22 protein-coding genes and 1 tRNA gene are annotated in these 26,260 nt (G+C 43.3%); 11 read left to right on the forward strand and 12 right to left on the reverse strand.

The window, feature by feature from the left end; genetic code table 11:
• Positions 1-78: 78 nt before the first annotated feature.
• Positions 79-957, reverse strand: coding sequence for an ABC transporter permease (locus L0P89_RS09355; protein WP_235264837.1), 879 nt, complete (start codon positions 955-957; stop codon positions 79-81).
• Between the two features lie 90 nt (positions 958-1,047).
• On the opposite strand from L0P89_RS09355, the gene L0P89_RS09360 reads away from it, so the two are divergent.
• The 4 genes from L0P89_RS09360 (at position 1,048) to L0P89_RS09375 (ending at position 6,960) form a co-directional block, all read left to right on the forward strand.
• Positions 1,048-4,119, forward strand: a complete 3,072-nt coding sequence (locus tag L0P89_RS09360) for a leucine--tRNA ligase (RefSeq protein ID WP_235264838.1) — start codon at positions 1,048-1,050, stop codon at positions 4,117-4,119.
• 415 nt (positions 4,120-4,534) lie between these two features.
• Positions 4,535-5,635, forward strand: a complete 1,101-nt coding sequence (gene ald / locus L0P89_RS09365; protein WP_235264839.1) for an alanine dehydrogenase — start codon at positions 4,535-4,537, stop codon at positions 5,633-5,635.
• Positions 5,636-5,764: 129 nt separating this feature from the next.
• Positions 5,765-6,460: a zinc metallopeptidase gene (locus L0P89_RS09370; RefSeq protein WP_235264840.1), complete on the forward strand. Its 696-nt coding sequence runs from the start codon at positions 5,765-5,767 to the stop codon at positions 6,458-6,460.
• A gap of 20 nt (positions 6,461-6,480) precedes the next feature.
• Entirely contained in the window at positions 6,481-6,960 is a 480-nt protein-coding gene (locus tag L0P89_RS09375; protein WP_235264841.1) for a GNAT family N-acetyltransferase, read from the forward strand.
• Here the strand turns inward: L0P89_RS09375 and L0P89_RS09380 are convergent.
• Positions 6,950-7,399, reverse strand: a complete 450-nt coding sequence (locus L0P89_RS09380) for an Lrp/AsnC ligand binding domain-containing protein (RefSeq protein ID WP_409557546.1) — start codon at positions 7,397-7,399, stop codon at positions 6,950-6,952. The genes L0P89_RS09375 and L0P89_RS09380 overlap by 11 nt on opposite strands.
• Positions 7,400-7,661: 262 nt before the next feature.
• Between L0P89_RS09380 and L0P89_RS09385 the strand changes: the two genes are divergently transcribed.
• Positions 7,662-7,733: transfer RNA gene (locus L0P89_RS09385), tRNA-OTHER, on the forward strand.
• Positions 7,734-7,757: 24 nt separating this feature from the next.
• Here L0P89_RS09385 and L0P89_RS09390 read toward each other — a convergent pair.
• Positions 7,758-9,131 carry a saccharopine dehydrogenase family protein gene (locus L0P89_RS09390; protein WP_235264842.1) on the reverse strand — a complete coding sequence of 458 codons (1,374 nt, stop codon included), beginning with the start codon at positions 9,129-9,131 and terminating at the stop codon, positions 7,758-7,760.
• Positions 9,132-9,210: 79 nt separating this feature from the next.
• Here L0P89_RS09390 and L0P89_RS09395 point away from each other — a divergent pair, with 79 nt between their 5' ends.
• Complete coding sequence (locus tag L0P89_RS09395; RefSeq protein WP_235264843.1) at positions 9,211-9,594, forward strand: DUF423 domain-containing protein; 384 nt, start codon at positions 9,211-9,213, stop codon at positions 9,592-9,594.
• Positions 9,595-9,665: 71 nt separating this feature from the next.
• On the forward strand, positions 9,666-11,282 hold the full coding sequence (gene pckA / locus L0P89_RS09400) for a phosphoenolpyruvate carboxykinase (ATP) (protein WP_235264844.1): 1,617 nt from the start codon (positions 9,666-9,668) through the stop codon (positions 11,280-11,282).
• A gap of 47 nt (positions 11,283-11,329) precedes the next feature.
• Here the strand turns inward: pckA and L0P89_RS09405 are convergent, their stop codons facing one another.
• The 3 genes from L0P89_RS09405 to L0P89_RS09415 are packed head-to-tail and all read right to left on the reverse strand — an operon-like array spanning position 11,330 to position 14,396.
• A complete protein-coding gene (locus tag L0P89_RS09405; protein WP_235264845.1) occupies positions 11,330-12,073 on the reverse strand; it encodes a uroporphyrinogen-III synthase in 744 nt (247 codons plus the stop codon).
• A 5-nt stretch (positions 12,074-12,078) separates the two neighbouring features.
• Positions 12,079-12,735 (reverse strand): DUF4271 domain-containing protein, encoded by a 657-nt coding sequence (locus L0P89_RS09410; RefSeq protein WP_235264846.1) that lies wholly within the window; start codon positions 12,733-12,735, stop codon positions 12,079-12,081.
• A complete protein-coding gene (locus L0P89_RS09415) occupies positions 12,732-14,396 on the reverse strand; it encodes an ArnT family glycosyltransferase (protein WP_235264847.1) in 1,665 nt (554 codons plus the stop codon). Before L0P89_RS09415 ends, L0P89_RS09410 begins: the two co-directional genes overlap by 4 nt.
• A gap of 117 nt (positions 14,397-14,513) precedes the next feature.
• Between L0P89_RS09415 and L0P89_RS09420 the strand changes: the two genes are divergently transcribed.
• Genes L0P89_RS09420 through L0P89_RS09430 form a run of 3 tightly spaced genes read left to right on the forward strand, consistent with a single transcriptional unit; the run spans position 14,514 to position 17,015 of the window.
• The gene (locus L0P89_RS09420) at positions 14,514-15,251 is read left to right on the forward strand and encodes a polyprenol monophosphomannose synthase (protein WP_235264848.1); all 738 of its coding nucleotides are present in this window, start codon (positions 14,514-14,516) and stop codon (positions 15,249-15,251) included.
• Positions 15,244-16,578, forward strand: coding sequence for a dihydroorotase (locus L0P89_RS09425; RefSeq protein ID WP_235264849.1), 1,335 nt, complete (start codon positions 15,244-15,246; stop codon positions 16,576-16,578). Before L0P89_RS09420 ends, L0P89_RS09425 begins: the two co-directional genes overlap by 8 nt.
• On the forward strand, positions 16,575-17,015 hold the full coding sequence (locus L0P89_RS09430; protein ID WP_235264850.1) for a DUF4296 domain-containing protein: 441 nt from the start codon (positions 16,575-16,577) through the stop codon (positions 17,013-17,015). Before L0P89_RS09425 ends, L0P89_RS09430 begins: the two co-directional genes overlap by 4 nt.
• Here the strand turns inward: L0P89_RS09430 and L0P89_RS09435 are convergent.
• Positions 16,987-18,003, reverse strand: a complete 1,017-nt coding sequence (locus L0P89_RS09435; RefSeq protein WP_235264851.1) for an NAD-dependent epimerase/dehydratase family protein — start codon at positions 18,001-18,003, stop codon at positions 16,987-16,989. The genes L0P89_RS09430 and L0P89_RS09435 overlap by 29 nt on opposite strands.
• 87 nt (positions 18,004-18,090) lie before the next feature.
• Between L0P89_RS09435 and tyrS the strand changes: the two genes are divergently transcribed.
• Entirely contained in the window at positions 18,091-19,386 is a 1,296-nt protein-coding gene (gene tyrS, locus L0P89_RS09440; RefSeq protein WP_235264852.1) for a tyrosine--tRNA ligase, read from the forward strand.
• 31 nt (positions 19,387-19,417) lie between these two features.
• Here the strand turns inward: tyrS and L0P89_RS09445 are convergent, their stop codons facing one another.
• The 5 genes from L0P89_RS09445 to L0P89_RS09465 all read right to left on the reverse strand — a co-directional run bounded on the left by L0P89_RS09445 (position 19,418) and on the right by L0P89_RS09465 (position 26,236).
• Positions 19,418-21,916 carry a DUF3857 domain-containing protein gene (locus L0P89_RS09445; protein ID WP_235264853.1) on the reverse strand — a complete coding sequence of 833 codons (2,499 nt, stop codon included), beginning with the start codon at positions 21,914-21,916 and terminating at the stop codon, positions 19,418-19,420.
• 56 nt (positions 21,917-21,972) lie between these two features.
• The gene (locus L0P89_RS09450) at positions 21,973-22,959 is read right to left on the reverse strand and encodes an acyl transferase (RefSeq protein ID WP_235264854.1); all 987 of its coding nucleotides are present in this window, start codon (positions 22,957-22,959) and stop codon (positions 21,973-21,975) included.
• 77 nt (positions 22,960-23,036) lie between these two features.
• Positions 23,037-23,360: a T9SS type A sorting domain-containing protein gene (locus L0P89_RS09455; RefSeq protein WP_235264855.1), complete on the reverse strand. Its 324-nt coding sequence runs from the start codon at positions 23,358-23,360 to the stop codon at positions 23,037-23,039.
• Between the two features lie 158 nt (positions 23,361-23,518).
• Positions 23,519-23,827: a T9SS type A sorting domain-containing protein gene (locus L0P89_RS09460; protein ID WP_235264856.1), complete on the reverse strand. Its 309-nt coding sequence runs from the start codon at positions 23,825-23,827 to the stop codon at positions 23,519-23,521.
• A gap of 159 nt (positions 23,828-23,986) precedes the next feature.
• Positions 23,987-26,236, reverse strand: a complete 2,250-nt coding sequence (locus L0P89_RS09465) for a beta strand repeat-containing protein (RefSeq protein ID WP_235264857.1) — start codon at positions 26,234-26,236, stop codon at positions 23,987-23,989.
• Between the last annotated feature and the right edge of the window lie 24 nt (positions 26,237-26,260).

Here is a 26,260-nt window from a genome sequence, read left to right on the forward strand (position 1 = left end):
TAAGGGTTAAGGGTTAAGGGTTAAGGGTCAGGGCCATCTTTGGCGCCCATGGGTTTCTACCTGTGAGGTCCAATAGCTCTAATAGTACAGATCATCGGTTCTGAGATTGAGAAAACGCTGCGTGGCAAAGTGGGTGCTGATCCATGATATGGCCACACCAAGAACAAAGACCCCCAGAAACAAGCTTACCAACAGGGTGACATCTTGAAAAAGATTCAGTTCAGGGAAATTCTTATTGACATAATACAACACGACCAAAAGCGCGATCAAGGCCAGTAAGGCACCGAGCATGCCCAATTTGATATTTGTGTTGATGAATGGGCGTCTGATAAAGGTTTTGGTCGCGCCCACCATCTGCATTGTTTTGATGATAAATCGTTTTGAATAGATAGAAAGCCGAATAGAGCTGTTGATGAGCAGAACGGCAATTATCGTAAACACGGCACTTGCGATTAAAATCCACAAGCTGATCTTCTTGACATTATCACTGAGCAGGGCGATCAGCGGTTTGTCGTAGCTGACCTCGTCAACATAGGTCTTTGCCTCCAATTCTTCAGCAATGCCATCGATTTGCTCGGGAGAGACGAAATCTGCTTTTAGGTTTACATCGATGGAATTTTTCAAAGGATTGTACCCCAAAAATTCCTCAAAATTCTCTCCGATATCCTCACTGTACTGTTCGGCGGCATCTTCTTTTGATACATAGACCGCTGATTTGGTATAGTCGGCCATCGCCAAACTTTTTTGTAATTGATCGATCTCAACGGGTTTGGCATTGTCTTTCAAAAAGACCGAGATGGTGATCTGCTCCTTAAAATGGTCGGCCAGCTTTTTGGTGTTGAGCACCAGCAAGCCCAAAATACCGAGTAAGAACAGTACCAGACCGATGCTGAGCACCACTGAAAAATAAGAGGAGATCAACCGTCGTCGTTGGTAGCGTTCAATGTACTGGCCCATAGTGGAATTTGATTGGGTAAAAATAGAAAAGTAAATCGGTTTTACAGGGATTAACCCTATTTTTGCCGTTTAGAAAGAACAGCATTGACCATGAATTACAATTTCAGGGAAATCGAGAAAAAATGGCAAGACCATTGGGCCAAAAATGAAACCTTCAAGGCCCATAACGATTCCGATAAGCCGAAGTACTATGTGTTGGATATGTTTCCCTACCCCTCCGGGGCAGGGTTGCACGTAGGGCATCCGCTGGGCTATATCGCCAGTGACATCTATGCGCGCTACAAGCGGCACAAGGGCTTCAATGTGCTGCACCCCATGGGGTACGATTCTTTCGGTCTGCCCGCAGAGCAGTATGCCATACAAACGGGCCAGCATCCTCGAATAACCACTGAAAACAATATCAAGCGCTATCGCGAGCAGTTGGATCGGCTCGGGTTCTCATTCGACTGGAGCCGTGAGGTACGTACGTCAAACCCGCAATACTATAAATGGACACAGTGGATCTTCATTCAACTCTTCAATTCGTGGTACCATAACGATACTGACAAAGCGGAGGCCATTGATGGTTTGGTCGCCCGTTTTGAAAAAGAGGGAAATAGCAAGTTGAATGCCGCTTGCGATGACGATACGCCCATCTTTTCCGCTAAAGATTGGCAACAATTTTCAGACGCCGATAAACAGCGCATGCTGTTGAAATATCGATTGACCTATCTCGCCGATGCAGAGGTGAACTGGTGCCCGGCATTGGGCACGGTCTTGGCAAACGATGAGGTGGTGAACGGTGTTTCAGAACGTGGTGGCCACCCCGTGATCCGAAAAAAGATGACGCAGTGGATGATGCGTATTACAGCCTATGCCCAACGGTTGCTTGACGGATTGGACAAAATCGATTGGCCACAGCCGCTCAAAGATTCCCAAACCAATTGGATCGGCAGAAGTGAGGGAGCGCATGTTGAGTTCAAAATTCAGCATTCAGCATTCAGAATTGGCGTGTTTACCACCCGCCCCGATACCATCTTTGGGGCCTCGTTCATGACCTTGGCACCCGAGCACGAACTGGTCGAAAAAATTACCACTGCAGCACAAAAAGCAGAGGTCGAAGCCTATGTAGCGGCCACGGCCAAACGTTCTGAGCGTGACCGTTTGGCCGATGTCAAGAGCATTTCGGGGGTGTTCACGGGGGCCTATGCCGAACATCCGTTCACGAAAGCCCCCATACCCATTTGGATCGGCGATTACGTTTTGGCCAGCTACGGTACCGGTGCGGTGATGGCCGTACCCTGTGGCGATCAGCGCGATTACGATTTTGCAAAACATTTCAAACTCGATATCCCCAATATTTTTGAGGGGGTCGATATTTCAGAAGAAGCCTTTGCCGACAAAGAGAATACGATCATTGCGAATTCTGACTTCATGAACGGACTCCCCTATAAAGAAGCTGTTCGAAAAGTGATCGATGAACTCGAAAAGATCGGGCAGGGCAAGGGCAAGATCAATTACCGCTTGCGCGATGCGGTCTTTAGCCGCCAGCGCTATTGGGGCGAACCTTTTCCCGTGTATTACAATGCGGACGGACTCCCCCAGATGATCGGTGAAAAACATCTACCGTTAGAATTGCCGGAGGTAGAGAAATACCTGCCCACTGAAACGGGCGAACCACCCCTTGGCAATGCCACTGTCTGGGCCTGGGACCGCCTCAAGACAGAAGTGGTTAAAAATGATCTGGTCGATCATGTGAATGTATTTCCGTTAGAATTGAATACCATGCCTGGCTGGGCGGGCAGCTCACAGTACTTCAACCGCTATATGGATGCGCGGAACGATTCAGCGATCTTCTCACAAGAGGCCATTGGCTATTGGCAAGATGTGGACCTTTATATCGGGGGCAGCGAGCACGCCACGGGGCATTTGCTCTATTCACGCTTTTGGCAAAAGTTTATGTTCGACAAGGGTTTGGTACCCAAAGATGAGTATGCCAAAAAGTTGATCAACCAGGGGATGATCACGGGGATGAGTGCTTTTGTTTATGTGTACGATGGATCTTTCAGCAGTAATGCTGCGGATTCAGACCGGGCTTATGATAAGAATTTATTATTGAGTCATGGTGTTCTAAAATTGATAAAGGAGAATTTAGAGCTTTTCCATGATTTATGGAAAAGGAATCCTCAGACCGATACTGAAATTATCGAAAGATACCAAGTAAGTAGTGAAACACTTAGAAAGGTAAAGTCTGTTTACGGTAATTTGAAATCGGCAGCAGAAATTCTTGGGTATATATCAATAAACTGGTTTCGTGAGTTTATACAAATAAGAGAGATACATGCCGATGTGTCTTTAGTGAACATTTCTGATGAATTGGACATTGAACAATTCAAAAAATGGAAACCTGAATATCAAGATGCCGTTTTTGTTTTGGAAGATGGTTCGATTTACGATAGCAATTCTCCCCATATAGGTGAGGTAAAGGATGGATATAAAGTGGGCCGGGAGGTCGAAAAAATGTCCAAGTCCAAATACAATGTGGTGAATCCCGATGATATTGTCAATGATTACGGGGCCGATTCATTGCGCTTGTACGAAATGTTCTTGGGTCCGCTCGAACAATCAAAGCCCTGGAACACGGCGGGGATTACGGGGGTGTATTCCTTCCTTAAAAAACTTTGGAAACTCTACCAAAACATCGAAGAGGCGGCACCATCAGAAGAAAACCTGAAAACGCTGCACAAGACCATCAAAAAGGTAGAAGAAGACATCGATAACTTCAGTTTCAATACCTCGGTCTCGACCTTTATGATCTGCGTGAACGAACTGACCGCCCAAAAGTGCACGAGCAAGTCCATTCTCGAGCCTTTGGCCATTTTGGTGTCGCCCTATGCCCCCCATATTGCCGAAGAGCTTTGGGAAAAGTTGGGGCATTCAGCATCGATTGCCCATGCGCCCTTCCCCAAGTTTGAAGAGCAATACCTCGTCGAGAGCACAAAAGAATACCCGATATCCTTCAACGGAAAGTTGCGCTTCAAGATGCAGCTACCGGCCGATATGGGCAAAGAAGAAATCGAACAGGCGGTCATGGCCCATGAAAAAACAGCCGATTATTTGGGAGGTCGAACCCCCAAAAAAGTCATTGTAGTGCCCGGTAAAATCGTAAATATTGTGGGGTAATACCGTCCATCTTTGATGGATACTTTATTTTGACAGGCGATGGCAGTTCATAAAAATTGCCCCGGCTCTATAGTTTCCAGCGGCGGCCTACGCTGCGTAGTGCAAAAGCGAACGGTTTAAAATCTAACAACCATACCACTTTTTGGGCCTTGTTGCCACTGTTTACCTAACTTCTGCTTCTATTCCACAAGCAGATAGATCACGAGCAGAAATACCTGTTTTAATTTCATGCTAGATTAGTGGGGGTATCGTTCTTTTATTTCAAATTTTTTTATTGATACCCCCACATATTCATGGGGTATTCTTTAAAAAAAACAATTTTTTTATCGTATACCCCTAACTTTTTATCGATTTTTCTTTTCAAATTGTTTTATTTGACACACTTTTGAAGTGTAATCGTAAAATTCACAACAAAATGATAGTAGGGGTACCTAAAGAAATCAAGAACAATGAAAGCCGCGTGGGCATGACACCGGCCGGAGTTTATGAATTGGTCAAGAACAACCACACCGTTTATGTGCAAGATGGCGCAGGATCGGGCAGTGGTTTTTTCAATAAAGATTATCAACAGGCAGGTGCCATTATTTTAGATACCATAGGTCAGGTCTATGCCATGAGCGAAATGATCGTCAAGGTAAAAGAGCCGATCGCCGAAGAATACGATTTAATTCAAAAAGATCAAATCGTGTTCACCTACTTCCATTTTGCATCGAGCGAAGCGCTGACCAAGGCAATGATCAGAAGCAAGGCTGTTTGCATTGCCTATGAAACCGTTGAAGATGAAGAAGGTACCCTGCCCTTATTGACCCCGATGTCAGAAGTGGCGGGCAGAATGGCCATTCAGCAAGGGGCCAAGTATTTAGAAAAGCCGGCCAAAGGCCGCGGCGTGCTGTTGGGGGGCGTTCCTGGGGTGTCTCCCGGTCGTGTGCTCATTCTCGGTGCGGGCACGGTGGGCATACAGGCTGCAAAAATGGCAGCGGGCCTCGGGGCCCATGTGACCATTATGGATGTCAACATGAAACGCCTGCGGTATGTCAATGATGTGATGCCCAGTCATGTGGTCACCGATTATTCGAACGAGTATAGTATACGAAAGCATATCAAAACCCATGACCTGATCGTGGGCGGGGTATTGCTGAAAGGTGCCAAAGCACCAAATCTGATTACCAGGGATATGCTAAAAGAAATGCGTCCCGGTACGGTTATTGTCGATGTAGCGGTAGATCAAGGGGGCTGTGTAGAGACCACAAGGCCCACCACCCATGAAGACCCGGTTTACATTATTGATGATGTTGTACACTATTGCGTGGCCAATATGCCCGGTGCGGTGCCCTATACCTCTACCATCGCGTTGACGAATGTCACACTACCCTACGTTTTAAAGCTGGCAGGATTGGGTTGGGAAAGAGCCACGGAGACCGACGAATCTCTGCAAAAAGGATTGAACATCGTACACGGCGAGGTCATTTACAAAGAAATCATAGAGGCCTTTGGCTGGGAGGCCGCTTTGGCATAGTTAGGTACATTTTGTCAGTATGAAAGCACCCTGCCCGTTGTGGCGGGGTTTTTGCTTTGTTGACATAAAGGTTTCACATGAAAGTGGGAATCTTGTTATCTTTAATTAAATTCTAAAAACGAAACAGTTATGATGGGATACTATATATTGATCGGTGCCATAGCCTTGGTGAGCTGGATTGTCAGCGCGAGGCTTAAGAGCAAGTTCAAGCACTATTCAAAGGTGCATCTGCAAAATGGAATGAGTGGTGCCGAAATCGCCCAAAAGATGTTGGATGACCATGGCATTCGCGATGTAAAGGTGATTTCAACCCCAGGAATGCTGACCGATCATTACAATCCGAAGAACAAGACCGTCAATTTGAGCGAAGGGGTCTACAGCCAACGCAACGCGGCGGCGGCAGCAGTGGCAGCACACGAAGTGGGCCACGCCGTGCAACATGCCCAGGCGTATGAATGGTTGACCATGCGTTCAAAATTGGTGCCCGTGGTGAGCGTTACCTCAGGGATGTCTACTTGGGTAGTATTTGGAGGCTTGGCCCTTGGAGCTGCGGCCGGTGTCGGATTGGGCTATTGGATAGCCGTGGCCGGATTGGTGATGATGGCATTCGCCACCCTCTTCAGCTTTGTCACCTTGCCAGTTGAATATGATGCGAGTAAGCGTGCTTTGGTCTGGCTCAAGCAGAAGAACATGGTGACCCAACAAGAATATGCCGGCTCAGAAGATGCTTTGAAATGGGCGGCACGCACGTATTTGGTTGCCGCAATAGGTGCCTTGGCCACCCTAGTGTATTGGGGGCTTCAAGTCTTTGGCGGAAGGGATTAATAGGGCAATATTGATGAAATATGACCCGAAAGACTTCCAATGGTTTTTCGGGTTTTCTTTTAATGATCATGAAGAAAGCGTTTGTAATTCGATTGGCAAGTAACAATGACCTTCAGGCTTTACAGGAGGTTGGTGCCCGTTTGTTTGATTATCCCATTAAACTTGAAAGGGCCAAAGAATTTCTTGAAGATCCCAGACACCATTTGGCCTTGGTTTTCGACAAGAATAAAATTGTGGGTATGGCATCGGGGTTCCATTATGTACACCCAGATAAAGACCCCATTCTGTTTGTCAACGAGGTTGCGGTCTTGGATGATTTTCAAAATCAGGGAATCGGACGCAAAGTGGTCAAGTTCTTGGTGGACCAGTGTAAGAACCTTGGTTGTGAAGAAGCTTGGGTGGCGACCGAAGCTTCAAATGTTGCTGCCCGAAAGGCGTATAAAGCCGCTGGAGGCCTTGAAGATGAAGAACCAGTAGTGCTGATAGAGTTCAAATCGTAATCTGCCTATCTATTTGCTGGTTGAGCGAAATAAAGGTTTCTGTTCTTGAGACCCCTTCGATTTGTTGAATTTTTTTATTGAGTACCAACATCAAATGCTCATTGTCTTTACAAAGTACTTTAATGAGGATGGACCAATTGCCCGTGGTATAGTGGCATTCCAGAACTTCGGGAATCTTTTCCAACTCCTTGACCGCACGAGGGTTGGCCATGGCCTTGTCTAAAAAAATACCGATATAGGCCATGGTGGTATAGCCCAGAACCTTGGGATTGATGACAAATTTCGAGCCTGATATGAGTCCTGAGGCTTCCAATTTCCGAAGCCTTTGGTGAATGGCCGCCCCAGAGATGCCAATATTACGGGCAATTTCTAGAATGGGTTTTCGGGCATCCTCCATTAAAAATCTTAGAATTTTTTTGTCAATACCGTCTATTTTCACTTTAAAAACTTTCCGAATTAATTTTATACTAATTTATACTTTTTGTATAAAATAGATATAAATATTTGTTTCAATTTTCAATTTTTTTTTCAAGTTTTATATAAAAAAGCATAAAAAAACACGATATAAGCACTTTGTTGTAAGTTTTATGTTGATAACTTTTTATTTTTGAAACTTTTTATATGGATATCAATTTTTTATTTTTGGATTACTTTATCTTTTAGACTGTAAGTAAAAAAGGACTGTGGTTGGACAGTCCTAAAGCTCCGTAGCTTAATTGGATAAAGCGACTTAACCTAAGAGTCAGATACAAGTTCGAGTCTTGTCGGAGCTACAAAGTAAAATTAAGATATTTATTTTAACCGGCCACTGAATCCGGATTGTAGCCCAAATAAGGGGCATCAAACTCGTTAAAGGCAATGCCATGCGCTTTCAGTTCAGAAAGAATGGGATCATACACCTCTTTTGAAATGGGTATCTGTACCCCTGCGGTGGTGATCTTCTTATTTAGAATATCGAGGGTGGCTATGGCTACGGGCAGGCCTACTGTCTTGGCCATGGCGGTATGGGTGCGACTTTCACCTACCACGACCATATTGGCATCGATTTGTTTCTTTTTTTTATCCAATTCGTAACCGAACTTATGGTACATGACGATCATATCTTTGTCCCCATCTTTGAGTGTCCAGCTATCTTCCAGAATATATTGTAGCATTTGGGCCGGTGTGGCATTTTTAAGTGGAATGTACTTATTCGGGTTGAACAGATCCAACTCTGATAGCTTTCCCCAGAAAATATCGTCTTGGTCAATTTTTAGATAGTGCCTCAATTTAAGTTCGACCGAATCAGTGGGCGAATAGGGTAGAAAGAGGTTGACAAATTCTCGGTACGACATTCCCTCAGAACCTTCGACAATATAACTGTCGTCGGTCATGCCGAGTTGCACGAAGATATTCCATGCTTTTGAAAAGCCCACCCTGCGCATGGTTCCTCGGTACAGGGTCAACACATTTTGAAGGCCATATGATTCGCGGTACCAAAGCGAATCACGATTGGCATAAGCCTCAAACGTGCCATATCCCTCTACTTCCAAAAACTCGGTCCGTCTGAACAATTTGTGGTAGGGAATGTATTTGTAGGTGCCCTCTTGAATGAATTTGGCAGCGCCTCCTTGTCCGGCAAGCACAACATTACGGGGGTTCCAAGTAAATTTGTAATTCCACAGATTGTTATCGCTCTCAGGGGCGACCAGGCCCCCAGTGAACGATTCGAAGAGCAGCATTTTTCCACCTTTGGCGCGAATACGGTCGATGACCTGCATGGCACTCATATGGTCGATACCTGGGTCTAGACCGATTTCATTCATGAAAACGAGTCCGTTGTCTTTGACCTCGGCATCCAATTTTCTGATGTCATCGCTTATATATGAGGCCGTCACCAAATGTTTCTTGAAGTGCAAACAGTCTTCAGCGACCTTGAGGTGCAGTTTTGCAGGCAACATCGACACCACGATCGTAGCTTCTGATATCGCTTTTTTTCTTGTAGGATCGTCGAAAATATCCAAGATAAAAACAGTACAGTTCTGATGGTTTCTTACTGCTTCGGGAACACTCTTCGGATCGATGTCGCCAATGGTCAAGTGTAGGTTTTCAGAGGTAGACTTTTCCAAAAAATAATCCAACAGGTAAGAGGTGGATTTGCCAGCACCAAGAACCAGAATATTTCGCACCATATGATTTCAGTACTTTTGTGAGTAACGGATACGAAGGTATCAAATTGTTATATCTCTAAAAAAACAAGCGATCATAGTTATGAACAAAACAATTTTAGCCACCGGATTACTATTTGGGGCGTTGGCCATCATTTTTGGGGCTTTTGGTGCCCATGGCCTTAAAAAAGTGCTGACGGCCGATGAATTGAACACTTTTGAGACCGGGGTTCGCTACCAAATGTACCATGCACTGTTTTTAATACTGTTGAGTATGCTGCCAAAAGTTGCCGATGATACCAAAAAGTGGGTCTTCTATGCGGTGGTGATAGGGGTAGTGCTTTTTTCGTTTTCCATCTATTTATTGGCAACCAACAAAATGACAAGCTTTGATTTCAGAAAAATAGGATGGGTGACTCCGATTGGTGGTCTTTTTATGATTTTGGGGTGGATTTATTTGATTCTGTCCGTTTTGACCAAGAAATGATACTTTCTGCTTTTTTTTGGAGGTAATAGCTTTCACATTTTTTAGTTTTGCACGATTAAAAATCGATATTCATGGCGAATAATGTCCAAAAAGCGAAAACGATTTCGTTAAGAGATTACGGAATCACACATTCAAACATTCACTATCAGTTGTCATCAGACGAGTTGCACGATGAAACCTTGGCAAAAGATATGGGGCAAGAGTCATCGCTCGGCGCCCTTGCTGTCAATACGGGAGAGTTTACGGGCCGTTCTCCACAAGATAGATTCATTGTCAGGGACGAGATCACTGAAGACAAGGTATGGTGGGGCGACATCAACATACCTTTCGAACCAGAAAAGTTTGACCAACTCTACGATAAGGTAATACAATACCTCAATGATAAAGAACTGTATGTACGCGATTGCTATGCTTGCGCAGATACTGCCTATCGTACCAACATTCGGGTCATCAATGAATACCCATGGTCGAACATGTTCGTGCACAACATGTTCTTGAGGCCCGATGAAAAAGGGCTTGATGGGTTTGAACCTGAATGGACGGTGGTGAATGCACCTGGTTTTAGGGCAGATGCCAAAGTTGATGGAACACGGCAGCACAATTTTGCCATTCTGAACTTCACAAAAAAAGTGGCCCTTGTTGCGGGCACGGGATATACGGGTGAAATCAAAAAAGGAATTTTTTCGGCACTGAACTTCATTCTTCCCGTGTTTGGAAACACGCTGCCCATGCATTGTTCGGCAAACGTGGGAGCGTTAGGTGATACTGCCCTTTTCTTTGGATTGTCGGGTACGGGAAAAACTACCCTTTCAACCGACCCGAACAGAAAATTGATAGGTGATGATGAGCATGGCTGGACACCCCAAAATACGGTTTTCAACTTCGAGGGCGGCTGTTATGCCAAAGTCATCAATTTGTCACAAGAGAGTGAACCAGAGATATATGGTGCCATCAAGAGGGGTGCGATTTTAGAGAATGTCATCATGGATGATCAAGGCAATATCGATTTTGGAGATGCCTCGATCACCGAGAACACTAGAATGAGCTACCCTATCTACCATATTGAAAATATTCAAGTGCCTTCGGTTGCTGAGAACGTGAAAAATATCTTTTTCTTGACGGCCGATGCTTTCGGCGTGTTGCCCCCGATATCGAAATTGACACCGGCACAGGCAGCGTATCATTTCATTTCTGGTTATACCGCTAAGGTGGCCGGCACCGAGGCAGGTGTGATAGAGCCACAGCCTTCTTTTTCGGCCTGTTTTGGAGCTCCTTTCATGCCTTTGCACCCCACGAAATATGCAGAGATGTTAAGTAGAAAGATGAAAGAGGCCGGTGTGGATGTTTGGTTGATCAATACGGGATGGACAGGCGGCCCCTACGGGGTCGGAACCCGCATGAAACTAAAATATACCAGGGCCATGATCAGTGCGGCCCTTAGTGGCCAATTGGGGCTGTACAGTTATGACACCTACCATATTCATTCGGTCTTCGGGGTAGCGCAGCCACGCGAATGTCCCGGAGTGCCCACCAGCGTGTTGAGTCCAAGGGCAACGTGGAACAATGATGAAGCGTATTATAAGACCGCCTTTAAGCTTTCAAATGCGTTTCGAGAGAATTTCAAAAAGTTTGAGGCCTATGCCAATGAAGAGATTCGGCGCGGCGGTCCGCAACGATACGCCTTTTAAAACAAAAAACCCCGCAATTAGCGGGGTTTTTTATGATTGGTCTTACTCTATTTGTTTACATCTGAAATGTACTTCTGAAGTGCCATGCTCATCGACGGTGTCTCGGGCGTCGGTGCCTTGATATCGATTCGCAAACCTGCCTCAGTGGCAGCTTTTACCGTGCTATTTCCGAAAACAGCGATTCTGGTGTCGTTCTGTTTGAAATCGGGAAAGTTTTTCAACAACGATTCAATTCCTGACGGACTGAAAAAGACCAGAACGTCGTAGTAGACATTTCTCAGGTCAGAAAGGTCACTGATAACCGTTTTGTAAAAGATGCCCCGTTTCCAATTCAAATTCATTTCATCGAGAACTTTGGGTATTTCAGGTTTCAGCACATCTGATGAGGGCAATAGAAATTTCTCGTCTTTGTACTTTTTGAACATTGGAATCAAATCGCCGAAGCTACGCTGACCCACATAAATCTTTCTTTTTCTGTAGACCACATATTTCTGTAAGTAGTAAGCAACGGCCTCAGATTGACAAAAATATTTCATGGTGTCTGGCACCTTGAAACGCATTTCCTCTGCAATCCTAAAAAAATGGTCAACAGAGTTTCTACTGGTCAAAATGATGGCAGTGTAATTGTTGAGGTCTATTTTTTGCTGTCTAACACTTTTGGCCTTAACACCTTCTACATGTATGAAAGGCCTGAAATCGACTTTCACTTTTTCTTTTTCAATGAGTCGTGAGTAGGGGGAATTTTCCATTTTCGGTTCTGGCTGAGAGACCAAAATCGTCTTTACTCTCATAAAAATCAGTCTTTTAGATAACCACCAATAATCACCAAGGGGGCGATTTCGAGTGTGCAAAGGTACAAAATAAAATAGAATACATTGGTGACAATCATTTTTTGACGGTTCTTCAAAATATTGATCATACCGATGATATTAATGAAGAGAATTAAGAAAATTGTACCGTAGACAATAGGTTTTGAGTCTTTTAAAATGTAAATCAACATGATGTTGGCGATGAACATGATGAGACCGCTATGGTTGAAATAAGACAATTTGTTGTAGATGATTTCATTGACCAATGAGTGTGTGTTGAAGACATACCCTTTTGACATTTGCAAGACTATTTTTAACAACAAGATAAGAACAACCATGGCCAAAATTATGAAGTAGGCAGAGGTAGATTTGTTTAGGAAAGGAAGTTCAAATATTTGAAAGGCAAAATATAAAAACAAAGAAAAGTTGATGATTTGAAAGAGGGTCATCAATATATGGAACCAATTAAGCAACCTCCCTTTTTTACTGTACATTGAAATGTATTTGTTGTTGAACGGAAGAATCAAAAAACTCATGAACCTGGTTTGGTAAAGATATTTACCTACGGCCAACAAGGTCAGCCCCAATAAAAGAACCAGGGTCATCCAATCTAAAGAATCGATACTGCGCTCAATCGTGTTCATCGTTTTAATTCAATACTTTGGCTGTTGATGCCCGGCCGTAACCCAAATTCAGAAATGCCAAATTTGACATATTCAATATCAGTTGATTTTGGTGCGGGCAGCATACATTTGAAATAGGTAGTGTCTTTTGGTTTCAAGAATTGTGTATTATGTTGCTGTGGTATAGGCACAATTCTTCTAGAGTTCTTCAAGTCTTTATAGGCATCTAGCTCGGCCACATAAAAATGTAAGGCACTAAGGCTAATTTTTTCCTCATAAGGGTTGTACACTTTTACTTGCAGACTATCTGCTATCACTATCGGAGAGGGTTCAACATAGCACCACAACTTGCGGTATGATTTGAAATTATCGATGAAGGTACCGTAAAAAATGGTTCCATATTGATTCTGATAGGTAAAGTCACCCTCTCTTGCATATTGGGTTACGTGAGCCACCCGCTTGCCTTGCATTTTCTCTTCAGAATCATCGATATTATATTGGTTTTGGCGATAGTGGAAATTATTTAAAGAGAAAGAGGTGTTGCCCGAATAGAAAGCATACATCGGAGCCCGTCGGTATGAATTCTCAAAGACGACCGGGGTGTCACCGACTTTTTCTTCGAGCGTCGCTACCCATTTTTTGTTATCATGGGTTTCGTATACAACCGGAAAAAGCGGTTTATGTACCAACCCCAATCTGGTGAACAAAAGAATAATGGCACTTGCGGTTCCAAACCGAAGTATCCACTTTTTGGGCCTGGGGCGGTTGCAAAAATAATCGTAGGCCAATATGGCCATAGGAATACACACTATGACTATCCATTGTGTCTGAACACGGCGATTAAAACTTGAAATAAAGAAGAAAAGCAGCACACCGTAACTTATGTACAACAACGATTTTTTGAAGTGATCGTTGGCCTTGTTCTTGAAAAGCGCCCAATATGCCCATGGGAAAAGCAATCCGAAAATAAGGACAAGGTTCAAAAAATACCCTAGTGTAAACTTCTCAAACGAATAGGGCTGATTGGGCCGCTCAAAGAGATGGTATTTGATAGTGATGAAATCATTGGCGTACAACCATGCCAAATGGGGCAGATAGCATAAAATGGCGACAGCTACGGCCAACCAGGCAAGTTTGTTTTTTACAAGGGCCAAGTTTGACAACAACACGAAAAAAATGATCAAAATTGCATGGTATTTGCTGTACATCAATGCTGCCATGGCCAACCCCAATACTATGGAAAGCCCTACGGTAGATTTCCCAACGAATTTTTTATAGGCCAAAAGAAAGAGAGCGGTAAAAAATAAAAGGGGGGTATCGGGCAAGGTCAAAAAGCCGTAGGCATTCAACAGGGGCATCGAGAACAAGAGCAGAAAAAAGAGCAGTACGTTTTTTTTCTTTTCTTCTTCCTTTATCAAATACCAAAGTACGATATAGGTGCCCACACCCAAAAAACAGCTCATCAGCCGCACGCCCAATTCGTCACCAAAGAAAAATGAGGAAAGCTTTACCAAATAGGCCACCATCGGAGGATGATCAAAATACCCCCAAGCCAAATCTTGTGCATAATACCAATAGTAGGCTTCATCATAGATAAGTTCTGTAAAGTGACTTTGAAGAATATTGAGCAGGAAAAGTGCTGACAATAGGTAGATGAGCAGCTTGGGAAAACTTTTCGTCATCGATGGTTGATTGTATCCACAAATGTAAGAATTATGGTTTTGATTCTTTTTTCAGACAGTATCGAAAAGGGAGATGCCGTCATAAAGTACTATTTTTGATATTTAATGGAATCGACCATGGCAGATGGCTTAGTAATCATACCTACTTTTAATGAAATCGAGAATATCGAGGCCATTATTAGAACGGTTTTTGACCTTAAAAGAGACTTTCATGTTTTGATTGTCGATGACAATTCCCCTGATGGTACCGCCGATGTGGTGAGAGAAATGCAAAAAGAGTTTCCTGACGGCTTGTTTTTGGAAGTGCGAAAAGAAAAATCGGGTTTAGGAACAGCGTATATACACGGCTTTAAATGGGCATTGGCCCATGGCTATGAGTATATATTCGAAATGGATGCCGATTTCTCGCACCGGCCCAATGACTTGTTACGGCTTCATAGGGCATGTATCAATGGGGCCGATGTGGCCATAGGTTCACGGTATAAAAAAGGGGTCAACGTGGTCAACTGGCCATTGTCACGTATTTTGCTGTCGTACGGGGCATCTTTTTATGTAAAGTTGATTACTGGCATGCCGGTACATGATCCCACAGCGGGTTTCATATGCTATAAGCGAAAGGTTCTTGAGAGTATCAACCTTGATGCCGTACGGTTTATCGGGTATGCCTTTCAGATAGAGATGAAATACCGGGCCTATCTCAAAAAATTCAAGATCGAGGAAATCAGTATTATTTTCACCGATCGTATCAACGGAATTTCAAAAATGACTTCAGCCATTGTACGTGAGGCCATTTTTGGGGTCATCAGTATGCGGTTGAAAAGTCTGTTCTCAAAAAAGAAGTTTTTAAATGGCTAAGTTATTGCTTAAAAATACCACTCTTGTCAATGAGGGTGCCATAAAAGAGGTTGATGTGCTCATCAATGGTGAGATCATTGAGAAGATTGAAAAAGATATCAGCGACCCCAATGCCGAACTGATTGATTTTAAGGGAAATTACCTTCTACCTGGGCTTATCGATGACCAAGTGCATTTTCGTGAACCAGGGCTTACCCATAAGGGAAATATTGCCACTGAGAGCAAGGCTGCCATTGCGGGGGGCATTACCTCTTTTATGGAGCAGCCCAATACCAAGCCCCAGGCCACTACCATCGAGAAATTGGAAGAAAAATTTGCCATTGCCGCCCAGACCTCTTATGCCAATTATTCATTCAAGTTTGGCGGCACCAATGACAATTTGGAAGAAATCAAACGGCTGGATCCAAAAAGCTGTTCGGGCATCAAGCTGTTTTTGGGTTCTTCGACGGGCAATATGCTGGTCGATGATGAAGCGGTCATTGAACAAATATTTCGAAATACCGAAATGGTCATTTCCACTCATTGTGAAGACGAGGGCACCATCAAGAAGAATTTAGAGGAGTATTTGAAACGGTATGGGGATGATATACCCATCAGATACCATCCTGAAATAAGAAGTTCAGAAGCCTGTTATCTTTCTTCATCACGAACCATAGCACTGGCAAAGAAGACGGGGGCACGATTGCATGTTTTTCATCTTTCCACAGGTCGGGAGACTGAATTGTTCAGAAATGATATTCCCTTGAAGGATAAAAAAATCACAGCCGAGGTCTGCATACACCATCTCTGGTTCTCTGACGAGGATTATGATGAAAAAGGGATGTTCATAAAGTGGAATCCCGCGGTAAAAAAAGCTTCTGACAGGGAGCAGTTGTGGAAGGCGCTGCTTGACGACCGTATTGACGTCATTGCCACCGATCATGCCCCCCATACTTTGGATGAAAAAAGAAATGTCTACACCAAAGCCCCATCGGGCGGGCCATTGGTACAGCATGCCCTTGTGGCCATGCTACAAAAACATCGTGAGGGCAAGATTTCTTTAGAAAGAATTGTAGAGAAAACGAGCCACAATCCGGCGATACTCTTTCAGGTTGAAAAAAGAGGGTTTGTTCGCGAGGGATATTATGCTGATTTGGTACAGGTTAATTATGGGGAACCTTGGCAGGTTACCAAAAACAATATTCTTTATAAATGCGGATGGTCACCCTTTGAGAGCACATCTTTTGACGCCAAGATTATACGTACTTTTATAAACGGTCATTTAGCCTACGACCAAGGCCGTTTTTCTGAAATCAGAGAGGCGAAACGATTGACTTTTGATAGATGAAAAAGGGTAGACTGATAGCGATAGTTTTGGTTTCATTGGTTTGGTCATGTGCTGAAAAGGTAGTTGAGAAACCCAATGATCTTTTGAGCGAGGCACAGATGGCCGAAATATTGTACGATCTGGCTATTTTTCAGGCCGCGGAATCGGCCAATAAATCGATTTTGGAAAAAACCAATTTAGAGGCTATGCAGTTCATATATGGCAAGTATGAAATTGATAGTGCACGATTCGCTCAGAGCGATTTATATTATGCCTCTCTTCCTTTGAAATACCAAACGATTTATGAAAATGTGGAAGCCAGACTGGATAAAGAGGCCAAAGTAATGGAAGAGGGGAGAAAAAAGAAAAAGGATAGCCTTGGGGAAGCGACCAAAAAAAGAAGCGATTCAGTCATTTCGGCAAATGCCATTAAAAAAGCTTCAGATAGTCTTCCTTAAATTTTTCGCAGCAGAAATCGATGGTATCGTCCAAGTCTTCGAATTCAAAATTCAAATAGCCTTTTATTTTTTCACTATTGTAATATTGGCGATGTTGCAAAGATTTGGCGGTTTGTTTTGCCAAACGTCTTCTTTTCCCGAATAGTTTTGAACGCAGCCAATCAAGTCGCCAGAACAGTTCGAGGGTAAATTTTCCCAATTCTTTTTTTGGAGGGGTTTTGCCCATTTTACCGGTGATTTTTTGCAATACCCTTAGGTATGACCAATTCTTTGAAACCATGACAAAGCGTTCATTTTTGATTTCAGATTGCATCAAACCGATCATGGCATTGACAACATCGTTGACAGAGACAAAGCCTGTGCCCCCGGGAGGGGCATATTTTTTTTCCTTGGCCGCAAGGTAGAAGAAAGAGCCGCTGCCACTTTTCCAAAAACCGGGTCCGAATACTACTCCGGGGTTGATAATGATGGCAGGCAGTGCTTCTTGTGTGCCCCGCCAAACTTCCAGTTCGGCCCTTCTTTTCGTAAGTCCGTATACGGTGGTATATTTATCGTTCCATTCCGTATTCTCATCAACTGGTTGCCCATTTATACTGGTGCCCAAGGCGGCAATTGAACTGATATAGCATAGTTTTTTGACTTTGTTCGCCAAACAAGCGTTCACCACATTGGCCGTACCTTCAATATTTGCCTTCACCAGACCTTGGTATTCGGCAGGGTCAAATGAAATCAAAGCGGCACAGTGGTACACCTGCTCGACACCTTGCATGGCCTTGTTGAGTCGGGTGACATCGTTGAGGTCGGTTTTGATCCAAGTAATGTTGCCCATAAGGGCATTGGGTTCATCAGTGTAGTACGAAAAAACTTTTTCAATCTTTTTGAGACGCTCTTGAGAACGATAAATGGCTTTTATCGACTGTCCGCTCTTCAAGAGCCCAAACAACAGATGAGAACCGATAAGACCTGTACCACCAGTAACCAAAACCATGGCTTAAATGTACCCAATTGCCAGATAATATTGGTGAAATTGTAGCGCAACATTCTATATTTGCAAGAATTCACAGAAAACCGCACAATGGCGATAAACTTTGTCAAAGAGCTTGAATGGCGTGGCATGCTTCACGATGCCATGCCTGGAACCGAAGAACATTTGATGAATGATATGCAATCGGCCTATGTAGGTATTGATCCTACAGCTGATTCGCTTCATATAGGCCACTTGGTCGGTGTTATGATGTTGCGCCATTTTCAATTGGCCGGCCATAGGCCCATTGCCTTGGTGGGTGGGGCAACAGGCATGATCGGCGATCCTTCGGGCAAATCGACAGAACGCAATCTGTTGGATGAAAAAACACTGCGTGGCAACCAAGAAGCGATCAAAGAACAACTTAGTCGTTTTTTGGATTTTGGCAGTGATGAAAAAAATGCGGCCCTTTTGGTCAACAACTACGATTGGATGAAAGATTTTTCCTTTTTGGAGTTCATCCGTGATGTGGGCAAACATATCACGGTCAACTATATGATGGCCAAAGATTCTGTCAAAAAGCGACTTTCCGCTGATGCAAAAGAGGGCATGTCGTTCACTGAGTTCACCTATCAATTGGTACAGGGCTACGACTTTTTACACCTTTATAAAACATATGACTGTACATTGCAAATGGGTGGCAGTGATCAATGGGGAAACATTACCACCGGCACAGAATTGATTCGACGTATCGATGGCGGTAAGGGCTATGCCCTGACCTGCCCTTTGATAACCAAGGCAGATGGCTCAAAATTCGGTAAGACCGAAAGTGGCAATATTTGGTTGGATACCAATCGAACATCGCCTTATAAGTTCTATCAATATTGGTTGAACACCTCTGATGAAGATGCTGAAAAGTACATCAAGATTTTCACCTTTTTATCTAAAAAAGAAATAGAAGAACTCGTTGAAGAACACAATGTAGCACCGCATTTGAGGATACTTCAGAAAAAATTGGCCGAAGAAATCACTGTTATGGTGCATTCGCGACAAGACTTTGAAAATGCAGTGAGGGCCAGCGAGATTCTTTTTGGAAAATCAACTTCCAATGATTTGAAACAATTGGGTGGGCAAACCTTTTTAGAGATTTTTGAAGGTGTGCCCCAGGCTGTGCTTCCACGAACCGAATTGGCCAGTGGACTTGACATGGTAGCGGCACTTGCTGCCAAGACGGGTTTTTTGAAATCTAATGGCGAAGCCATAAGAGAGCTGAAACAAAATGCTATTTCGGTCAACAAAGAAAAAGTCAACGCCGATTATACCATTACCGAGGCTGATCTTATCAATGACAGATTTGTGCTATTGCAAAGAGGGAGAAAAAACTATTTCGTCTTGGTGATCAGTTGACCCCAAAACCTCTTGCCCAATAAGGTTATCTTCAATTTTTGGGGTGCATATTGCAGAAAGTGTTCTTTACCCTTTCGGAAACCAAGAAGTACGGAATCCAAATAGCCGCTGCAATGAAACTTCGAGTCACATCTTTGTAAAGAGTAGGGTCATTTTCCACCAAATCGGAAGGCAATAGGTAATTGTAGGCCAAAAGGTCGAATAGGGAAAAAGCAAAGCTTATGGCATAGAATCCGACAATGAGCTTTGGCAAACTTGTGCGCTTCGTAAAGAACAGTATTGCCAGCAAAATGGCAAAAATGAAAAAGAGAACGTTCACAAAAAGCTCTGCACCATATAAAAAAGCAAACATTTCAGGGTTTTCGATTTCAAGATTTTGAATACCGGCCCAATTCGCTTTTGCAAAATACTCATTATTGAATATCTGAAAGCCCATAATAAAGGGTGACAACGCAATGCCTATGGCGGGCAACACCAGCCAGCCTCCTATTTTCCTGTTTTGACAACTGTCATGCGGTAAGGGATTGTAGTTTCTGAATGCCCAAAAAGCCAGAACCCCCCCGAGTACGAAGGCCAAAATTGCAATGACGATTGCCATACCGCTAAGACCTGATGCAGATCCTGAATTGCCAAAATAGGTGAGCTGATATCGAATCTGGTTGTTGATCTGGTCATGTTTCGCCAAGAAATCAGTCACTTCATTTGATTGCAGCGTTTCTTTCTTTAATTCATATTGATGCTCGACCACTACCGTGTTGCCCACTGCTTTAGTGGTATTCTTATAAAAGAAACTATCTTCATCAGCAGTGAATTCATCATTTTTCACGAACCACGGTTCAGGTAGGTTAATGGTCGTTTTTTGATTGAACTCAAATGGTGTGCCCAAGTTATAGGGCATGGTTCTTCTGGCAGATTTTGGGTAGTTGATCAAACTTTCAAGTACCAATGGATACGTTTCGCAATGTAGCTCAGAACCCGTTTCGGGCAAATTGTACCAGAAGTCATCAATCTTGTAATATTCTTCAATGGTCACTATATTTTTGTCCCCTCTTGAATCATCGGTAAAACGAATTTTGTCGGTAGATACGATACCAGGGTAGAGACTGCTATAAAAATTCAAATATTCATTGTTGATGCTTTCTTCGGTCGAGTTTTGAAAATAACTTCTCATATAGTCGGCCCGCGAACCGGAATACTCCGATTCAACGAAAAAGATGGCACCACCACCAATTGAGTCGACCACAATGGTCTCAGTGATGTCTAATTTCGCTTTTTCTGTACTCGGTATTTTGATGAGGTCTTTTTCATTTTCCTTTATTTTCAAGCCATATCCATATTGTGGAAAGGTCATGTTCGCCAAGTTTCCCCCTTGGTTTGAAATCGTTGGATCCACGAAATAGTCGTTTCCTCCGTGATTGAAATGAACAATACAATGGTCAAAAGCATTGTGACTGGGCAAAAACTTTTTGATTTCATCTTTGCTGTAGGTGTTCACCAGTAATGGTGAGGCATCGACTCCCTCATTCCTCAAAAGTTTTGCCAACAAAAGTGATTTATCCTTACAATCACCGAATCGTCTTGAAAGTACTTTAGATGGCGGGTTAGGTTTGTAGGCACCGATGCCCGATTCAAAGCCAAGGTACCGAATCTCATCTTGTACGAACCGAATCAGTTTGGTGATTTTTTCGCTCTTGTTATGGCTTTCATTTACCACATCTGATGGAACTTTGACAGCCTCAGGGTTTGCATATAGCGGTTTCATGAGTTTTACGACAGCAGCCCAATCTTTGAAAGTTGATACGGCAACACGCTTTTGTTGTGAGTACCATATAGGTACATTGGTATCATATAGAATTCTATCAGAAGCATCGGTGTCCCAAATATATTCTTTGCCGTGTTCTGTGCTGAGAACGTTGGGTTTTATGGCCCCATCGCGCAGTTCATAATCAACTTTTCTAGCTTCCTTGTTGACCAATCGACTATAAATACGGTTGACAGGAAGGGTATATTGCTGAAAATATACCGTTGAGAAATGACCTTTGTTTATGGGATTAAAACCTTTGATCGTATATGAATACTCAACAATATCACCTTCGCGAACATCTGAAAGGTTCAAGACAGCTGTCAAAGAACCGTCATACAATGATCTTTCAAGGTTGGTTTCTCTTTGAAAAACATTGATTTCAGTAGCTGCTAGTTTATCGATTTCGTTGTTGCCCCTGACTATTTTGGCCGAATGGAAGGTCAATTGTTGAAAGGCAGGATCGTAGCTGACACTAATGTCTGACATCTCTTGAATTCCATCGGTGTTCAAAATCTTGATGGCCAAGTGTGCAAACCGTTCTTGAGTAGTTATGTTGTCTTGATAATCAATGAGCAGATATCGAAAACCACCCTCTTCATTTTGACCATTTGGTGTATCAAAAGCGATGGGGTTTATCCATGTGGGGGGTGACTTTTTATGGGCTTTTTGAGGGTAAGCAAAGGAAAAAAACAAGAGTAAAAAAAATAGGGTATGTATGTATCTCATGTTTTTGGTCGGTTGTGCATGTTCATAACGGTTTTGGTCGACAAATCTTATATCTTTTATAACGCCATCAGATTACATCCCCTGACATCAGAATGGTCAAAACGGCCCAAGACTTCAAAACTACCGTCTTTATTTGCTTTGCCCAAATCTTGGGTGGCGATGAAAGCACAAGAATCGATATTGGCCAAATCTATGATATTGATTCCGCCTGTTTTGTTGAAAATGGGATAAGTGAGCGGGTCTTCGGTATCGCGAATCAGAATTTTCATCCATGGTGGGGTTTTGAACCTACCATTGCCCTTTGAGTACGCCTGCGACAATAATTCGGTCATGCCGTATTCTGAGTGAATTACATCAACACCGAAGGCATGGCTCAAAATTAAGTGCAACTCAGAACGGATGAGCTCTTTTCGCCTTCCTTTCATGCCACCCGTTTCCATAACGGTGCAGTGCTTCAATGGGTGGGGATAGCTTTCGGCAAAATCCAATAACGCAAAGGAAACTCCTATCAAAATAGTCTTGGCCTTATTGGCTTCCAAGTGCTTCAGTTTTTGATGCAACGCTTTATGGTCATAGCGGTGGAAACCACTTTCAGGATGTTGGGTCTGTTGAATCAGTTTTTCGACCATGAAGACCAAAGAAGAACCTTGGCGTTCAAGATAAGAAGGCAGCAAGGCCAAAATGCAATAGTCTTGCGGATTTCCGTAGAAAGTTTGAAAAGCCGTCAAAAAGCTTTTGGTGTACAGATTACTATCAAGAATAGTATGTTTACTGGTTTCATTACCTGTGGTACCACTACTTTCAAAGATCAGCTCTGGATCTTTATTGTCAGTCACAACTCGATGTGATTTGAAGAATTCAATGGGCAAAAAGGGAATGTCAGTTGACTTGCTGACATTTTTTGGCCCTCTTTTCAAATGTTCGCAAAAAGCCCGATATACTTTGTTTTTTTGATATTGGTAAGAAAAAATTTCAAGCGTCAAATGCTCGAATTCCTTTTCGCTGGTGATATTGAAAATAGTATTTCGTAGGCTGCTGTCCATGGTCAAGGGCAAAAATAGCCAAAATAAAAGCCCCGGTACCACATGTACCGGGGCCTTTGGACAGATTGTGTTTTTTGTTACTTAACGACCAATTTTCTGGTCATTGTCTTGTTTTGCTCGGTTACCTGTAGCACATACACCCCAGGCACCAATCGTGATATGTTCAAAGTGTTGGTCGTAATGATGTCGGTCAAGACAATCTCGCCAAATACATCGTACACCGTTATTTTCTTATTGCCATTGGCGGCAGTGGTGATGTAAATCTCATCACCATAGGCTGGGTTGGGGTACATTTTGAAACCCTGCAACTCTTGTGGCTTCGGATTGTTCACAGCGACCAATTCTTGGCCCATGCTGAATAAAGGAATCACCATTAGGAGGATTAAGTAGATTTTTTTCATACGCTTGATTTGGGATAAGCAAAGTAAAGATAGATAATTGCCTTACAATCAGATAGTAAATGTTGTGAAAGGCAATTTTTTGTATGTAAAGCCCGATTTTTAGCACAAAAAGGGTGTCAAGCCAATAAATTCAACTAGAAAAGGAAATCTTTGAAAAACTACTTGACGATAAGTTTTCGTGTGGCGACCTTATCTTTTTCGAATACCCTAATGATATATACCCCTTTGTCTAGGGTCGAAAGATTAAGTTCTTTCCCTAAAATGGTAGTTTGAAGCACTTGAGTGCCAAGCACATCGAAAATCATGATTTTTTTCGGGGCATTCTCAGTGGTATTGATAAAAATCTTTCCATTGGTTACGGGGTTGGGGTAGAGTTTCAGCCCGTCTATATCACCCTTTGCTTGGGATTCTTGGGCGAATCCTAAGGAGCAAACAAAAAAGAAAGCAATTAAGTAAAAGTGCTTCATAAAGTATTGGTAACAAAGGGTATGCCACAAATATAGAAATTTTGCCTGCCCAACTCTTTTCAAGGAAAGAAAAACACTACACTTTTCGATGAAATGCACAAAAAAGGCCCTGATGTAATCATCAGGGCCTTTTTCTTGGCTTTAAAATAACTAACTCAATTAATTTATTCCAACGGTCCAACCTGCACCCCAAGTGGCGACATCGGTTTGGGTACCATTGCCCACGCCACTGAAGAAATCAGCTTCTCCAGGAGTAGTAGTACCATCTGACCCTGTATCACTCACAAGATTGGTAGTGATATCATCGAAAGTGACATTTGTGACATTTGAAATATCGTTGATGATCGCATCTACGGTCAAGGGATCATCGATATCAAAACCTTCAGCATAACCTTGAAGATACACATTGGTGAAATCGGCTTCGGTACCTCTTCGCAAGCGAATCGCTTCTGCTCCTTGCCCCGAACCAAGGCCAATGGCGGTAAAGTTTATTAAGGTCGGACTTGACAATGGGGTTGCAGAGTTATCATCTTCATTTCCGTCTGCTTCAATAACCTTGTCAGAGTCTGAACTTGTTTGAATGTATGCATCGGTCAATGTACCTCTCCAGCCTTCGGTCCAATCGACAGAATCATCTTGTGCATTGGTAATCACCACATTGCTGGCATTTACGGTTCCGCCAAAGAACTCGACCCCGTCATCGGCACCTTCGTGTACCTGAATGAATTCTACAGTGGTATCTGAACCGACCGCATAGAAGGAGACACCGTTGAATTCTGATTCTGAATTAATGGCCGCGCCGGTATATTCGAGCCTTACGTAGCTAAGGGTACCTGAATTGTCGGTATCATCGCTACCGCCATAAGTGAAATTCCCCACTTCTGAAGTGGCCGTGCTACCAGAATTGATGGTCGCGTTACCCAAGATTACCAGTCCACCCCAATCACCGGCAGAAGGTGAATTTGCATTTGAGGTCATCACGATAGGATTGTCAGCAGTGCCTTGAGCATTGATTTGAGCGCCTTGCTGAATGGCAATGTAAACATCTGTTCCTCCAGCTTCAGCTCTTATTTCAGTGCCTGCGGGTATGGTCAATGTAGTACCAGACTGCATGACCAATGCGCCAGAGAGGGTATAGGTCGTACCTGCGTTCAAGGTAATATCACTTGAGCCATCACCTACTTCGGTAAGTTCGGCAGTTGAAGTAGATGGTGCAGAAAGAGTAGACCAACCACTGCCCCAGTTAGATACATCGGTGGCCGTGCCATTTGAAATGCCCGAGAATAAATCTGCTTCGGTAATATCGGTAGAAGTACTGCTTTGGTCGCTCACCAATCTAGTGGTGATATCTACAAAAGTGATATCGGTCACCGAAGTTTCATCATTTAAAACGTGATCTATGGTTGTAGGGTCGTCAATATCGAATGCTTCTTCATAGCCTTCGATAAAGACATTCACAAAGGTCGCTTGGGTGCCTCTTCTTAATCGAACGGCCTCAGCGCCAGCTGCAGAACCAAGCCCCACGGCTGTAAAATTGGTAATGGTTGGAGCTGAAAGTGGAGTAGCCGTGTTGTCATCTTCATTTCCGTCAGCTTCAATGACTTTATCAGAATCAGAACTTGTTTCAATGTACAAATCTGTAATTCCACCTGTCCATCCTTCTGTCCAATCTAGAGAATCATCTTGGGCATTGACAATGATAACGTTGTTTGCTTCAACCGTTCCGCCAAAGAACTCAACACCATCATCAGAGCCTTCAAATACTTCTATAAAGTCAACATTGGTTTGATTACCGACGGCGTAAAAAGAAATTCCGTTGAATTCCGATTCTGAATTAATGGCAGCTCCGGTATACTCTAACCTTACATATTGAAGGTTTCCAGAGCTATCGATATCATCTGTTCCGCCATAGGTAAAGTTACCGACTTCAGAAGTCGCCGTATCTCCAGAGTTGATGGAGGCCCTTCCCAAAATTACCAATCCGCCCCAATCGCCTGCTGAAGGTGCAGCGTTGTTAGAGGTCATCACGATTGGTTGCGATGGGGTTCCAGTTGCTTGAATCTGGGCGCCTTGCAAAATTGCTATATAACCATTAGTGCCCGCGTTTGACCTGATTTCGGTACCTGCAGTAATGCTGAGAGTTGTACCGTCTTGCATTATAAGAGGGCTTGTTAGAAGATAAATTTCATTGGCACCTGGACCGTCGAGCGCGAGGTCTGAAGTTTGGTCACCCCCAATTTCGATAATAGTGGGATCCCCTCCGGTACCAGGGTCATCATCGTCACCACCACCTGTGGTATTGTTGGTGGTATTCTCGATATTAAAAATAATATCGCTCGAGTCATCTTGACAGGCCACAAATGCTGTCAAAACAACCGTTATCAAAATGAATTTCAGTAATTTACTCATGATTCTCGATTTAATAAAACTTTA

The sequence above is a fragment of the Muricauda sp. SCSIO 65647 genome, from assembly GCF_021534965.1.
In the GTDB taxonomy this organism is placed as follows: domain Bacteria; phylum Bacteroidota; class Bacteroidia; order Flavobacteriales; family Flavobacteriaceae; genus Flagellimonas_A.

Excerpts from the sequence above, each read along its gene's own strand:
- L0P89_RS09465 (WP_235264857.1), bottom strand. The coding sequence starts at position 26,236 with ATGAGTAAATTACTGAAATTCATTTTGATAACGGTTGTTTTGACAGCA.
- L0P89_RS09410 (WP_235264846.1), bottom strand. The coding sequence starts at position 12,735 with ATGAACACGATTGAGCGCAGTATCGATTCTTTAGATTGGATGACCCTG.
- ald (WP_235264839.1), top strand. The coding sequence starts at position 4,535 with ATGATAGTAGGGGTACCTAAAGAAATCAAGAACAATGAAAGCCGCGTG.
- L0P89_RS09375 (WP_235264841.1), top strand. The coding sequence starts at position 6,481 with ATGACCCGAAAGACTTCCAATGGTTTTTCGGGTTTTCTTTTAATGATC.
- L0P89_RS09460 (WP_235264856.1), bottom strand. The coding sequence starts at position 23,827 with ATGAAGCACTTTTACTTAATTGCTTTCTTTTTTGTTTGCTCCTTAGGA.
- tyrS (WP_235264852.1), top strand. The coding sequence starts at position 18,091 with ATGGCGATAAACTTTGTCAAAGAGCTTGAATGGCGTGGCATGCTTCAC.
- L0P89_RS09445 (WP_235264853.1), bottom strand. The coding sequence starts at position 21,916 with ATGAGATACATACATACCCTATTTTTTTTACTCTTGTTTTTTTCCTTT.
- L0P89_RS09450 (WP_235264854.1), bottom strand. The coding sequence starts at position 22,959 with ATGGACAGCAGCCTACGAAATACTATTTTCAATATCACCAGCGAAAAG.
- pckA (WP_235264844.1), top strand. The coding sequence starts at position 9,666 with ATGGCGAATAATGTCCAAAAAGCGAAAACGATTTCGTTAAGAGATTAC.
- L0P89_RS09355 (WP_235264837.1), bottom strand. The coding sequence starts at position 957 with ATGGGCCAGTACATTGAACGCTACCAACGACGACGGTTGATCTCCTCT.
- L0P89_RS09360 (WP_235264838.1), top strand. The coding sequence starts at position 1,048 with ATGAATTACAATTTCAGGGAAATCGAGAAAAAATGGCAAGACCATTGG.
- L0P89_RS09390 (WP_235264842.1), bottom strand. The coding sequence starts at position 9,131 with ATGGTGCGAAATATTCTGGTTCTTGGTGCTGGCAAATCCACCTCTTAC.
- L0P89_RS09430 (WP_235264850.1), top strand. The coding sequence starts at position 16,575 with ATGAAAAAGGGTAGACTGATAGCGATAGTTTTGGTTTCATTGGTTTGG.
- L0P89_RS09425 (WP_235264849.1), top strand. The coding sequence starts at position 15,244 with ATGGCTAAGTTATTGCTTAAAAATACCACTCTTGTCAATGAGGGTGCC.
- L0P89_RS09415 (WP_235264847.1), bottom strand. The coding sequence starts at position 14,396 with ATGACGAAAAGTTTTCCCAAGCTGCTCATCTACCTATTGTCAGCACTT.
- L0P89_RS09435 (WP_235264851.1), bottom strand. The coding sequence starts at position 18,003 with ATGGTTTTGGTTACTGGTGGTACAGGTCTTATCGGTTCTCATCTGTTG.
- L0P89_RS09405 (WP_235264845.1), bottom strand. The coding sequence starts at position 12,073 with ATGAGAGTAAAGACGATTTTGGTCTCTCAGCCAGAACCGAAAATGGAA.
- L0P89_RS09395 (WP_235264843.1), top strand. The coding sequence starts at position 9,211 with ATGAACAAAACAATTTTAGCCACCGGATTACTATTTGGGGCGTTGGCC.
- L0P89_RS09370 (WP_235264840.1), top strand. The coding sequence starts at position 5,765 with ATGATGGGATACTATATATTGATCGGTGCCATAGCCTTGGTGAGCTGG.
- L0P89_RS09455 (WP_235264855.1), bottom strand. The coding sequence starts at position 23,360 with ATGAAAAAAATCTACTTAATCCTCCTAATGGTGATTCCTTTATTCAGC.
- L0P89_RS09420 (WP_235264848.1), top strand. The coding sequence starts at position 14,514 with ATGGCAGATGGCTTAGTAATCATACCTACTTTTAATGAAATCGAGAAT.